This is a genomic window from Rhizobium sp. Pop5 (assembly GCF_024721175.1).
Taxonomy (GTDB): Bacteria; Pseudomonadota; Alphaproteobacteria; order Rhizobiales; family Rhizobiaceae; genus Rhizobium.
In genome coordinates this window covers 441028-454365 of the sequence record NZ_CP099399.1, presented here as the reverse complement: position 1 = coordinate 454365, position 13338 = coordinate 441028, and the positions used below count along the sequence as shown (strand labels likewise).

General features: G+C 61.3%; 5 protein-coding genes, 1 tRNA gene and 3 pseudogenes. 5 read left to right on the top strand and 4 right to left on the bottom strand.

What is annotated here, in order from left to right:
- Nucleotides 1-13 precede the first annotated feature (13 nt).
- On the bottom strand, nucleotides 14-4654 hold the full coding sequence (gene traA / locus NE852_RS04350) for a Ti-type conjugative transfer relaxase TraA (RefSeq protein ID WP_258156223.1): 4641 nt from the start codon (nucleotides 4652-4654) through the stop codon (nucleotides 14-16).
- 338 nt (nucleotides 4655-4992) lie between these two features.
- On the opposite strand from traA, the pseudogene NE852_RS04345 reads away from it, so the two are divergent.
- Nucleotides 4993-5223, top strand: a pseudogene (locus NE852_RS04345) (nucleotidyltransferase domain-containing protein); the annotation flags it as partial.
- A gap of 334 nt (nucleotides 5224-5557) precedes the next feature.
- Nucleotides 5558-6731 (top strand): annotated as a pseudogene (locus tag NE852_RS04340) (integrase core domain-containing protein).
- Between the two features lie 44 nt (nucleotides 6732-6775).
- On the opposite strand, the gene NE852_RS04335 reads toward NE852_RS04340, so the two are convergent.
- A tRNA-His gene (locus tag NE852_RS04335) sits at nucleotides 6776-6852 on the bottom strand.
- A gap of 131 nt (nucleotides 6853-6983) precedes the next feature.
- Complete coding sequence (locus NE852_RS04330; RefSeq protein ID WP_008536628.1) at nucleotides 6984-7433, bottom strand: phasin; 450 nt, start codon at nucleotides 7431-7433, stop codon at nucleotides 6984-6986.
- A gap of 212 nt (nucleotides 7434-7645) precedes the next feature.
- Here NE852_RS04330 and NE852_RS04325 point away from each other — a divergent pair, with 212 nt between their 5' ends.
- Nucleotides 7646-11467, top strand: coding sequence for a PAS domain-containing sensor histidine kinase (locus NE852_RS04325; protein WP_008536629.1), 3822 nt, complete (start codon nucleotides 7646-7648; stop codon nucleotides 11465-11467).
- A 134-nt stretch (nucleotides 11468-11601) separates the two neighbouring features.
- On the opposite strand, the pseudogene NE852_RS04320 reads toward NE852_RS04325, so the two are convergent.
- Nucleotides 11602-12362 (bottom strand): annotated as a pseudogene (locus tag NE852_RS04320) (IS5 family transposase).
- 421 nt (nucleotides 12363-12783) lie between these two features.
- Here NE852_RS04320 and NE852_RS32710 point away from each other — a divergent pair.
- Together NE852_RS32710 and tnpB are read left to right on the top strand one after the other, a co-directional pair.
- Nucleotides 12784-12987 (top strand): hypothetical protein, encoded by a 204-nt coding sequence (locus NE852_RS32710; RefSeq protein WP_374991999.1) that lies wholly within the window; start codon nucleotides 12784-12786, stop codon nucleotides 12985-12987.
- Nucleotides 12984-13328: an IS66 family insertion sequence element accessory protein TnpB gene (gene tnpB / locus NE852_RS04310; RefSeq protein ID WP_008536630.1), complete on the top strand. Its 345-nt coding sequence runs from the start codon at nucleotides 12984-12986 to the stop codon at nucleotides 13326-13328. The genes NE852_RS32710 and tnpB overlap by 4 nt, the downstream gene beginning before the upstream one ends.
- Nucleotides 13329-13338: the final 10 nt, after the last annotated feature.

The window sequence follows — 13338 nt, the reverse complement described above, 5'->3', positions numbered from 1 at the left end:
GTTGCCCCATCGTTTAAAGATCGATCACTCGACCGCGATTGACGGCACGCTGGTGTCGTTCCGAGATGAGCTCCTGACTGTTTTCCTGACGGTCGGTGTGCTGCAGGACTTTCAGCTTCTCGTGCATCGCTGCGAAGGCCGGCCGGTGCGCCGGCGGCACGCGATTGATGAGATCCTTTTCGCCGCGGACAATGGCATTGCGCCCGAAGCGCTGATCGAGCGCTTTGCTGACGTCGGCGAACTCTCGGCGAATACTCGGATCCAGAGGAGTCGCAGAGACATTTCGTTTGCGTCCATCCGTTTTCGCTTCCGCCGTCAGCCGCAGCAGGACCTCTTCCGCAGCCCTCGACAGACTGGGAATTGCGACCGCCATGCGGCGGCGCTCTTCGGCGATAACCAGGCGTTCGGCATCAAGTACATTCACGTAGGCCGAACCGAGCGACCGCAGCAGGCGAGCAGCGGCGTCGGACACGGCCTGCATCGCCTCCTTCCGCTCCCGACCGGAAGCGAGCAGCCGGTCTACGAGGCGATTGGAGCCGCGTAGCGCACCGTAGGCGGCGGGATCATTGGTCACTGCGGCGGCGATACGGTCGGCGGCAAAGCCTTTGACGAGCAGCTCTTCGATCTTGTCGACAGCGCCGGCCGGATCGCGCCAGATCGTTCGTGCGACGGCGGCCAGCGCCGCTCGCTGCTGGCGATAAAGAGGGCCGGCGAGAGCGCGAGATCTTGCCTCGTCGTCGACCGAAGTCTTGAACTCGGTGACGGCGGCGAGCATGGGTGGCACGGTGACGTTCTCCCTGCCTGACTCCATTGCGGGAACGGCACTGGCGCCGGCAACGATCTTCGAACGATCCCGCCGCTCGGCAAGATGCTGCTCCTCGGCGAAGCGCTTCACGGCCTCGAACAGCCGGATCAACTTCTCGCGTCTGCTGCTCTCGAGGTCTTCCGGCATACGCTCGGCCATATTGCGTTCGGCGACCGCATCGGCCTTCGAGCTGAAGCCACGCCACCCGAAGCGTTCCGTCAGGGCCTCGCTGACGGCCTTGATCTCCTGCACGACGGCCCGGTCCTCCGCGGCAAACACGAAGGCGGTCTTGTAGGCATCGTCACCACCTTGCCTGCGCACCGCCTCGATCTCGACCAGGCGCTTCAGCGCCGTTCTGGAAAGCCCCGGGATCGACAATGACATATGCGCACGGCGTTGTTGCTCGCGGCTTTCGAACCGCGCGGCGTTTCTGCGGAACTCCGTCGCATGGGCGCGGGCGAGTGGCAGCAGCTCCGGCAATGCCGCGGTCGCGACGTTGCGCTCATCGCGGGCGGCCCGCCCGTCGATGATAAGCTCGGAACCCCGCAGGCGACCGAGCCGATCAGGTGCTGCAGCAAGATCGTCGGCAAGCTTGCGGGGTTCGACGCGCATATTCGATGCCAGGGCGTTCAGGGCGACAAGCGCCGCATCCGGGTCACGATAGATCTTTTCGAGAAGCGGCTGCAGGATCGCCTCCCGCTCCTTCCAGGCGGGCGAGGCAAGCTGTGCCCGTCGCGCATCTTCTTCCACGCTCCTGGCGAAGACGGTGGTGGGCGCGATCAGATATCGCCCGCGGCCGGTATCGTCGCCCGAGACCGTTTTCGTTTCGCTGCGCACTTCATTGTAGGAGACATGTCGTTCCCGCTCGATCGCAAAGCCGAGCGCAACGCTCGCCCTTTCCCAAAGCTTCGCCACCTGCTCCCTCTTTGCGGCAATCCACGCCAACTGCCGTCCAACGCCCTCCTCCATCCCGGCTGCAGCCAGGGCGAGATGATCAAGCCCGCGACGCCTGGCGAAGTCTTGCGCCTGCGCCCGGTACCCGGCCTCGCTCTCAAAATCGAGTGTCGTCGTCTTGGCGCCGGAGCGCGACAGGCGCTCCACCAGCGGTTTGAACAGTTCCGGCCGATGGCTTTCCTGCTCGAGGCGCTGCTGGCGGCCTTCGGCGGTCTCGACCCGCTTGGCCGTCCAGACGTTGCGGTCGACTTCTCTTTCCTCGAAGCGCTTCTGCCCGGTTTTCCCATCGACGATGGGAATCTGGACCTTCACCCGCTCCACGCCGTCCTTGCGCAGGGTCACCGTGTCGCCCGCGGAAACGCCACCCTCATCGAGCGCCTTCGGCAGGCTCACGCCCCAGAGACGATGGACGCTTCCGTCGTCGGTCTTCACGTCGGCATAAGGGCTATCGTCGGCATCCTCATCATTCGGCCGGAACTTGGCTTCTCCTGTTTCCACAAGCTCGCCGGTGACGCCGGCAGCATGATCGACATGCGGCTTGCGCTCCCATTCCGGCCTCGCTTCAAAGTCTTCCCTTGCGGCATAGAGATCGGCCCGGTCGCGATGCCGGGTCATCGACACATAGGTCAGGTGCTGGTCCATCATGCCGGTCGCCAGCACGAAAGTACGATCGACGGTGACGCCTTGCGACTTATGGATCGTCGCGGCATAGCCGTGATCGACATTGCCATAGCTCGCCTCGCTGATGACGACGTCGCGGCCATCGTTCAGGCGCACCGAAAGCAATGGATCGCCGCGCTTGTCACCGGTGGAGATCACCGTGCCGAGCATGCCGTTCTTGACATATTGTGGGCCCAAATGCCTGGCGCGCGGCTCGAGGAACCGGGCGTTTTCCAGAAAGATGATGCGGTCGCCGGCAGCAAATTCACGCGGTCCACGGGCCGTCTGGAATTTCCGGGCGTCGGTCAGCGCGCCCGCGTCCATCATCACCTTGCGCAGGGATTCATTGAGACGCTTCACGTCATCGTTGGTGTGGGCGAGCACGAGAAGCTCGTCACCGCGAAGACGGCCATCATTGCCTGCCGCAACCGAGTCCTGGATCGCCTGCCGGCGCGCCGCAGTCCAGTCGCCGACAATCCGCCCGATAATGTCCTCCCGTGTCTCTGCCTCGACCAGATGACCCTGCTGGGCATAGGCGTCGAGGCCTTTGCCGGTCTCGCCGCGCGCAAAGAGCCGCGAAGCTTCCCGTGCCCACGTTGCACGCTGGCGGCGCACGCCGGATAGCTCGGCAAACCCGATCCGTTCGCTGATCGCCCGAAACGCAGCGCCCGCCTGGATCGGCTGCAGTTGCATAGCGTCGCCGACGAGGACGACTTTTGCACCAGCGTCTTCGGCGACCTTCAGCACGCGCGCCATCTGTTGCGACGACACCATACCGGCTTCGTCGACGACAAGGACGTTGCCACGTTCGAGCAGGTCGCGCCCGCCGGCCCATGCCAGTTCCAAGGACGCCAGCGTGCGAGACCTAATGCCGGAACTGTCTTCCAGCCCCTCGGCCGCTTTCCCGGAAAGGGCTGCGCCGATCACCCGCCGGCCCTCGCTTTCCCATGCCACCCGTGCCGCGGCAAGCAGGGTCGACTTGCCGGCGCCGGCGAGACCGACGACGGCGGCAATGCCACTCTCACCTGTGACATGACGGATGGCATCGACCTGTTCCGCATCGAGCTTAAGGGCTTTTTGCGGATCGCCGGTCTCGACGCTCTTAATGGCGGCCTCGACATGGCGAACCGAAACGCCAAAGCCGATACGCTTCGAGAGGATCTGCGCCGACTGCACCATGTCATATTCGATGCGAAGGATCTCGCGCGTGGTGAAGATGGCGGGTTCTGCGGCCTTGCCGGTTTCTGCATCGGCCTGCTGCGGCTTCAGCATGACCAGTTCGTCCGAGGCCATCAGCCGCGCGCGGATATTGCCGAAGTCGGCGGGATCATCGACATAGCGGTGCAGTGCCTTGGCGATGTCGCGCTCGTCGAAGGTGGAGCGTTCGTTCGAAAGCTGCTTCAGCAGCAGCGCGGGCTCGGCCAGCAGCCGGTCGGCCATCTCCTGCCGACGGGCAAGATCGGCCGGCGCAAAATAAAGCTCCTTGCCCTTGCCCGAAAGCGCTGCCCTCCCCGGGCCAACATGCTTCTGCGCGATGCCATCGAGGCCCTGCTCGGCATAGGAGCGTCCGTCCAGCCTGATCTCGTGACCGGCCAGCGCCAGATGCCGGTTGGCTGTCTCCGCCCAGGCGATCTTCCAGACCTTCATCGTTTCCCTGTCGCCGGCCCAGACCCTATTGACAATTCTCCCGTTCGGACTGTCGGGCGTGACGACACGCAAGGGCTTCCCGTCTTCCCCCATGATCGTCACCCGCTTCCGGCCAAACCCCTCCTCCGCCAGTGGCCTCAACGTCGTCATTACATGGGCATGGGGATTGCCGTCCTTGTCATGGTAGACCCAATCAACCACCATGCCCCTCGCTGTGAGATTGTCCCGAACGTATTCGCGCACCAGTGCAATATTCTCCGCCCGCGTCAGTTCCTCCGGCAGGGCGATGATCAGCTCGCGGGCAAGCTGCGCGTTTCCCAGCGTCTCGAAGGCCTCCACAGCATTCCACAGCGCTTCGCTCGCACTAGCAACGGAAAGGCCGTCGATCGCCTCATGAAGCCAATTCGGAACGCAGTCCGGAAGGGCCAACTCCTCATGCACCAGGTCGGTAGCCCCGCCCCGATAGCTGAAGGAGGCGCCGACCTGTTCATCCATCATCCGGGTGCGATGACGATAGGCGGCGGCGGAAATGATACTGCGTCCCGCGCCCCTGCTGATCACTTGCGCTCTGACGAACATGATCGCCAAATGAGATCTCCGAACTCTTCAACTAAGCCCCACCAGCGAACTTGTCGCTACGGAAGCAGACCAGGCTGAAAGTTTGACGCCGTATCCCGACCGTGTCTCCAAGCCGTTTTGGCACCAGGCCCCTATTCGATCGCGAAGATAAGCGCTTTAACTGATTTATTCAAGATAGTATAATCAAGAAAGCCGCTTTCGCGCTTGTTGGTCTGCCGACGAGAGAAATTGCGCAGGAACAAGCGCTCCTTGTGCCAATTCCCGACGCTTTTCATGACCCACAGGAGGTTGCCAATTGGATGAGACGGAGGGCAAAACTGATGTAGAGTGATGCAAAATCGCCAGTGGACAGTGCGTTGAAAGAGGGCACGGTAGAATTGCAAGAAGCGAGGCAGGATCCTAAAGATCATCCTGTTCGGATCCTACGCTAGGGGCGGCTGGTAACCCTTCACCATGAAGGGTCACCGATCGGATTTCGATCTCCTGATCATCGTCAACAACCGCATGCTCTGTGAGTTCGCCGAAGGCTAATCCACGACAAGTCGATCGAAACGCCCGTAAGCTTCATCGCCCATACCACGCAATTGCGGATCTCGCTGCAGCTATTCGAGTTATTGAGGTTGATGCGCCGAAACTTCGCCACCGGAGGCGTAGGTACCGGTCGGGGCGCGGCGCAAATAGCCCTCGATATGTTGCAAGCTAGTCAGGGGCGCGACTTCGGGTGTCATTCCATGTGAAAGCTCGCGCTTTTCGCCGAACACCGCAGCGTCGGTGCAGGTATCTTCCGAAATGACGTTGGCGACAACGGTTTGCTTGAGAGCGAGTTGCCGCTGTTATGTCCGACCTGGGAGATAGGTGACGTTTTGTACCGGAGACATGGGTAACACTTTTTGCTTTTGGCAGGAGGTGTTGATGCCGTGGGGAGAGACTTCGGTTATGGAGGAACGTCTGCGATTTGTTGCCCGTCTGCTTGAGGGCGAAGGGATGAGCGATGTGCGCCGGGAGTTCGGCATTTCGCGCAAGACCGGCTACAAGATATTCAACCGATACAAGGATGATGGCCTGGAGGCTCTGACGGATCGGTCGCGTCGTCCGGTTCGTCATGCCAACCAGTTGCCAGGCCAGGTCGAAGCATTGATCGTGTCGTCCAAGAAGGACAAGCCGCACCGGGGTGCGCGCAAGATCAGAGAGCTTCTGATCCGCAAACTCGCCGGCGACGTGCGCATCCCTTCGACAAGTACGGTGCACGCCATTCTCGATCGCTACGGGCTGGTCGCCCATGCCCGCAAGCGCCATCGCAACAAGGCGGAAGGGACTGTGCTGTCGCAGGCGCTGGCTCCCAACGATCTGTGGTGTGTCGATTTCAAGGGCGAGTTCAAGCTGGACAATGGCCGATATTGTTACCCGCTGACGGTGACCGATCAGGCTTCGCGCTACCTTCTGACGTGCGAAGCCCTTGAATCAAACAAGGAGCTTCCCGTCTTCGAGGCCTTTCGCCGGCTGTTTGCCGAGCGCAATCCGCAGCGACAACGGCGTTCCCTTCGCCAGTCCGAACGGCCTCTACAATCTGTCGAAGCTCTCCGTCTGGTGGCTCAGGCTCGGTATCGCCATCGAGCGCATCAAGCCGGGCCATCCGCAGCAGAACGGTCGGCACGAACGCATGCATCTGACGCTCAAGAAGGAAGCTACCCGACCACCGGGAATGAACATGCTCCAGCAACAAGCCCGTTTCGACGATTTTCTGAGCGAATTCAATACAGAGCGGCCACATGAAGCCCTCGAGATGAGGACGCCGGCGGACATCTATTCAGCCTCGACACGCTTATACACAGGTCTGCCGGAGATCGACTATCCCTTCCACGACAGAGATGCACTCGTCACCAGTTGCGGCCGCATCTGCATGCATCGCAAGAAGATCAACATCTCGATCGTCATGGCAGGACAGAGGCTTGGAATAAAAGAGGTCGACGACGGCATTTGGCTGGTCAGCTTCATGCGCTATGATCTCGGTTATATCGACCTGGAACAGAGAAGCTTGCAAACCATCGACAACCCGTTCGGCACGCGGTTGTCACCTATGTCTTAGGTACGAAGTGTTACCTATGTCTTCGGTATGGACAATTAGAAGAATGGTACGGTTGGGGGGTCTCGAACCTCCGACCTCAGGTGCCACAAACCTGCGCTCTAACCAACTGAGCTACAACCGCATAAATCGCGCCGGGCGCGATGGGGGTCACATACGAGGACTTGGCGATGAATTCAAGCCCCAATTTCCTCGCCAATATACAAAAAGGCTGGACGCGGGGTCCAGCCTTTTGTCGCTGAATGGTAAAACCGATCAGGCCTTCTTGAAGGAGGCCATGGCCTTTTCGGCGGCGTCCTTGGAGGGCTTGGCAAGCTTTTCGGCCACCTGCTTGGTGGTTTCCTGGATCGACTTCGCCTGCTCGACGGCGAGTTCGGCCTGCTTGCGCAGGAAGGAGGTCTGCAGTTCGAAGAATTCGGCTGCGGACTTGACGCCGAGCAGTGCTTCCATGTGTGAGAGCGAGCTCTCGGCGTTGACGCGCAGAACGTCAATCGCCTTCAGGCCGAGTTCGACGGTGCCAGCCTGTGCCGTCTGGACGGTGGCTTCGAGCGTCTTGCCGGCTTCCTCGCCAGCGCTCTTCAGCTTGGCATAGGCATCCTTGGACTGCTGTGCGCCTTTTTCGGCGAAGTCACGGAAGGATTCCGCGAGCTTGGACGGGTCGAAAGAAGCAATTGAAAAAACGTCATCGGTCTTTATGGTAGCCATGGTCGCATTCCTTTGGGCTGAGGCAAACGATGCCTTGGATTGTTGGATGACGTCTATATAGAGCATCTTATTGTGCATTGCAACATTTTTTGTGCGACGCACAAGTCGTTAACCTTTCCGGCCGAAAGAACCCTGCTGTTCTGGACCGGCTTGCGCCCTGCAGTTATTAATAAGCCGTTAATTAAAGAGGCCGACAGCGACAAGGTTCGATCATGCCCGCAGTCCAATATCCGTTCATCGACATTGCCGTGCATGCGCGGGTTCGAGAACGCTTTTCACGCGGCGAGGCGATGGTGTTGTTTTCGGCCGATCTCGGCCGTCTGCTCTGGGCAAACGGCGCGGGTGCGGAGCTTTTCGGCCATTCGGCGGTCTATGACCTGCTCGACCAGGGCGTCGACCGGGCCGACATCACTTTCCGTCAGCTGGAGACGGCCGCACGCCAGCTCACAGATATCGGCGACAGCCGCACCTTGATGATCCGCGTCGCCAAAGGCTTTCAGCGCGTGCAGGTGCAGGCAGCCGCCGAGCTGATCCGGCTCTCCCAGGGCGAGCAGGCCATCCTCTTTTCGGTGCCGGTCTCGACAAAACCGCTTGCACCAGGCGCCTCCGCGGCTCAGATGCTGCAGGGTTTGGACGATCCCGACACACACATGGCTGTCATCGGCGCCAATGGCGAGGTCATCGCGGCCTCGCCGGGCTTTGCCTCGCTCGCCATCTCCGGTGAGACGGCAAAGACGCTGATCAATCTTGCCGGCGCGCATCCCGACCGGTTGGTCAAGCGCCCCGTCGCCACCGGCAGAGGCTATCTTCCGGCGGCAGTCGGCAAGCTCAGCGACGAGCCGGCGCTCAATCTGCTCTTTGCCGTCGAAACGGTGCTCGGCCATCTCGACCCGATCGATGCGGCCGCGCACGAAACCATCGATTCGCCTGTGCCGGAGGCAGCCGAGGCGCTTACACGGGAAGAACACCCGACGCAAGCCGAGGCGCCTCAGGACGAACCCGTCGCCGCGACAGGCTTCACCGACATCATCGACGCGGTTTCCGGGATCGAAGAGGTCGAGGAGACGCTTGAGGAAATCGCCGGGCAAAGCGAACAGCCGGCCGAAACCGCCATAGCATCCGCAGACGAAGCAATAGAAGGGATGCAGCCTGGCGGGCACGAGGAGTCGGAGAGCCGCACCGAGGTCATCGACACCAACGCGGATGAGGTCCATGAGCCGGCTGTGCTCATCGAGGAAAGCGAAACTTCCGCGCCTGAGACGGTGGAAGCGGCCGAGACGGCGGAGCCGCCGGTCGGCACAACCGAGACATATATCAAAGAAGCATCGGAAGCGGTCTTCGAAGAACCCGCCGTCATCACGCCAACGGCTCCCGAAACCGCCCCTGCCCCGCAGCCCGCGGCGGAGCCCGGCTTCGTCTTCAGGCCGAACAGCCGCGCCACGCGCTTTGTCTGGAAGATCGACGCCGAGGGCAGGTTCAACGAGGTCAGCCACGAATTTGCCGAGGCCGTCGGTCCGCACGCCTCGGACGTCATCGGCTCCGCCTTCGGCGATATCGCCGCCCTCTTCAATCTCGATCCCGACGGCAAGCTTGCCGAAGCGCTCGCCCGCCGCGACACATGGTCGGGCAAGACGATCCTTTGGCCGGTCGAAGGCACCAGCCTCGTCGTTCCGGTCGATCTCGCGGCACTGCCGACCTATACCCGCAACCGCGACTTCGACGGTTTCCGCGGCTTCGGCGTCGTCCGGCTTTCCGATGCGCAGGAAGATCCGCTGGCGCTCGGCCTGACGCTCGGCCCGGATGGCGTCGGCCATGATACGGCAAGCCTCGGCCCGATCGAGGACATGTCCCACGAAGCGGAAGCCGCGCCCGAAGAAGCGCCAGCCGAAACGATTGCAGCAGACGAGATCGAGGACCAGGCGCTCGCAGCAACCCAACCCGAGACCGAAGAGCAGGTATCGGAAGGGATTGCCGCAGAAGCCGCCTTCGAAACGGCCGCGGAGGAACCGGCGAGCAATGCTGATGCCGAGGAGGCCGCCGCCGAGCCGGCCGCCAGCCCCGCGGAAGAGCCGCCGGCACTGCGCATTTCGGAGACCCCTAATCGCCGTTTCACCGACAAGGTCGTGCAACTTCACAGCGGCGGCGCCGGATTGACGGCCGCCGAGCAGGCCAATTTCCGCGAGATCGCCAAACGTCTCGAAGCATTCGGCGCGCGCCAGGAGGAGCCCGCCGCGCCGGCGGCTGATGGAAACACCTCGGAACCGGCGGGTTTCGAGGATGCCTCCGCGGCCGAGGAACCCCGGTCCGAAACAGCCCTTGCCGACAAAAGCGAGACGCCCTTCGTCGAGGAGACCGCGCCCCAGGAGGCGATCTTCGAGAATGCCGTCGAGACAGAGCGCGACGACGATGCCGAGGAGCCGGCGATCACTGTCGAAGACGAAGCGACGGAGGGACTTGAGGAGACCGTCAGCCAGATCGAGGTTCTCACAAGCTTCATTCCACCGCGCGTCAAGATGACAGATGGCCTTTCGGCAGGAACCGTCGATCAGCTGCCTGTCGCCGTACTTATCCATGTCGGCGATTCGCTGCTTCACGCCAATCCCGAATTCATGCGGCTGACGGGCTATGCTTCGCTCGATGCACTGCGCGAAGTGGGCGGCATCGAAGCCCTGCTGCAGCGTCGCGAACTTGAGGAAAAGGCGGCCGGCTCCGGCACCATGATGCTGGTCAAGGCCGATGATACGTTGGCGCCGGTGACCGCGCGGCTGCAGTCGGTGCGTTGGGAAGACGCAAATGCCCTGATGCTGGCGCTGATGCCGGTGGAAGGCAAGGAAGACAGCCGCAGTGAACCAAGCCGTTCCGAGGCCCGGCCCGAAACGCGTCCCGAGCGGATGGTCGAGAAGGTCGCCAAGCTTCAGGTCGAAGTGGAAGAATTGCGCTCGATCCTGGAAACGGCGACCGACGGCGTCGTCGTCATCGGCACGGAAGGCGATATCCGCTCGATGAACCGATCGGCCAGCGCGCTTTTCAATTACGACGAACAGGAGACGCGCGGCAAACCCTTCGTGATGCTGTTTGCCCATGAGAGCCAGAAGGCGGTGCTGGATTATCTGAATGGTCTTTCCGGACATGGCGTCGCCAGCGTGCTGAACGACGGGCGCGAAGTGATCGGTCGCGAAGCCGCCGGTGGCTTCGTGCCGCTGTTCATGACGATGGGCCGGCTTACCTCCTCCAACGGCTATTGCGCCGTCATCCGCGATATCACCCAGTGGAAGCGCACCGAGGACGAACTGCGCAACGCCAAGGGCGCGGCCGAAACCGCCAATGCCCACAAGACTGATTTCCTCGCCCGCGTCAGCCATGAGATCCGCACGCCGCTCAACGCCATCATCGGCTTTTCCGACATGATGGCGGGCGAGCGCTTCGGGCCGATCGGCCATCCGCGCTACATCGAATATGCCAACGACATCGGCCGCTCCGGCAGGCATGTCCTCGATATCGTCAACGACCTGCTCGATATCTCCAAGATCGAGGCGGGCGAGATGGATCTCGATTTTGCCGCCGTCGGCCTCAACGAGGCGGTCTCGGAGGCCGTGGCGCTGGTGCAGCCGCAGGCGAACGGCCAGCGCGTCATCATCCGCACCGCGCTGTCGCATTCGGTGCCTGATGTCGTGGCGGATCTGCGCTCGATCAAGCAGATCGCCCTCAATATTCTGTCGAACGCCATCCGCTTCACCCCATCGGGCGGGCAGATCGTCGTTTCCACCTCCTATGAAGCGAACGGCAGCGTCGTATTGAGGGTCCGCGACACTGGCGTCGGCATGACGCGCAGCGAACTCGACCAGGCAATGAAGCCATTCCGGCAAGTTTCCTCGACCCAATCGCGCCATCGCGGCGACGGCACAGGCCTCGGCCTGCCGCTGACGAAGGCAATGGTGGATGCCAACCGGGCGACTTTCTCGATCAATTCGGCGCCGAACGAAGGCACGCTCGTCGAAATCACCTTCCCGTCACAGCGCGTACTGGCCGGCTGATCGCTAGAACAGTATGATTTTAGGCCCGACCCGGCCTGAAATCTGAATCCTGTTCTAAATTAAACACTTAGAGCATGATGTCATGAGCAAACCGCTCACACTTTTCGGCATCGTGCTCTAGGAATTGTGGACACTTACCTGAGCCATTGGATTGTTGCGGCCAGAGCGATCATGGCTCGTTAGTTTCTCACGGTTTTTCCCGTATCGCGTGGCGATGCGCCGAACCTGTCTGAACTTTGAGAAGCAGCACTCGACCAGATGTCGTTGGGCGTAGAGTTGCTTGTCGAGCGGATATTTCAGGGGGCGAGACGGGTTGTTCGGGATGACGGCTTTCGCGCCCTTGGTCGCGATGGTCTTCCGGAGTCGGTCACTTTCGTAGGCTGTATCGGCCATGACGACTTCGGCGGGAAGCTCTTCGATCAAAGCCTCGGCTTGCGGTGCATCGCCTTTTTGACCGGCGGTGAGCACGAAGCGCACAGGGCATCCGAGACCGCGTACCGCCAGATGGATTTTGGTGCTCATGCCGCCGCGAGAACGACCAAGGGCTTGATCTTCAGCCCCTTTTTTGCGCCCGAAGCATGCTGGTGAGCACGGATAATGTGCTGTCGACGATCAGGTATTCGAAGTCGCTATCATCTGACATCGCCTCGAAGAGACGCCACCAGACACCTTTTTGGCTCCAGCGGCTGAAGCGGCGAAACACGCTATTCCAATCGCCGAATGCGTCCGGCAGATCGCGCCAGGGCGAGCCTGTTCGCACGATCCACAACACTGTTTCAACGAACATGCGATTGTCCCGGCCCGAGGAACCACGCGTGCGATCATCACCGATGATGTGTCGCGACATCCGCTCGCATTGGTCGTCACGAAGAATAAGACGATCAAGAACACCCATGGCCTCCAAAAGGCAGCTTTGAATCACATCAGCAACAGTTTGGGAATCCTAGAGTCCACACTTCCTAGGGTCTCCATCGTCTCAGATCTCGCGACCAAGGGCCTCGAACTAGGAACGGCGCGTGACGCATGCTGATGCACGCCGTCACGATAACAGAACTTTGGCTACTCCTCCTCAGCGTAAGCGGTGCATTGACCCCGTCTGGCGATAGCAAGGCATCGCGCTTATTCATGTGAGCTCAGGGAATGAGCTTGGTATGAATTGCGATGTCTGAAGCTATGTCCGAACATAGAACGTTCCATATGATCGAAGCCGTTGCGGGTCGCCTGGAGGGCGCGCCGCGAGAGGTTCGACGCTGGTCAGATGAGTTCAAGGCTCAGGCGGTAGCCGAAAGCTGGAGCCGGGTGCGAGCGTTTCGGCGGTGGCAAGGCGCATAGGGATCGACCCCTCGCAGTTGTTCACATGGCGGCGCAATGCCCGACTGAAAGCGGAGGCTGTTGTTAATACGGCTCGGGGCGAAAGCTCTACCGCGGACATCATGATCGGCGACGCAGTGATCCGCGTGAATGTCGGGATCGACGAGGCCCATCTCGTCAGGTTGATCCGCGCGGTGCGGTCTGCATGATCCCCGCTGGTGCGAAGGTTTTTTTGGCCAGTCATCCCGTCGATTTCCGCAAAGGTCCAGATAGCCTTTTGGCGCGGGTGCGTGATGCTGGAAGCGACCCCTTCAATGGCTCGCTCTACGTTTTCCGCGCCAAAAGAGCAGACAGAATAAAGATCGCCTGGTGGGATGGCTCAGGCGTCTGCCTGTATTCGAAGCGGCTCGAAAAAAATCAGTTCGTCTGGCCGAAGATCGGTCCGGCCCGCGTGCAGCTCAATCACGCGCAACTGCTCGCACTCGTTGATGGCATGGACTGGAAACGGGTCCGCTCGGCTACGGTGAAACGACCGGAATTTGTTGGGTAAAGCCCTGCGG

Bases quoted from the DNA above. Each gene is read 5' to 3' on its own strand.
- NE852_RS04330 (WP_008536628.1), bottom strand. From the start codon at position 7,433: ATGGCTACCATAAAGACCGATGACGTTTTTTCAATTGCTTCTTTCGAC.
- tnpB (WP_008536630.1), top strand. From the start codon at position 12,984: ATGATCCCCGCTGGTGCGAAGGTTTTTTTGGCCAGTCATCCCGTCGAT.
- NE852_RS04325 (WP_008536629.1), top strand. From the start codon at position 7,646: ATGCCCGCAGTCCAATATCCGTTCATCGACATTGCCGTGCATGCGCGG.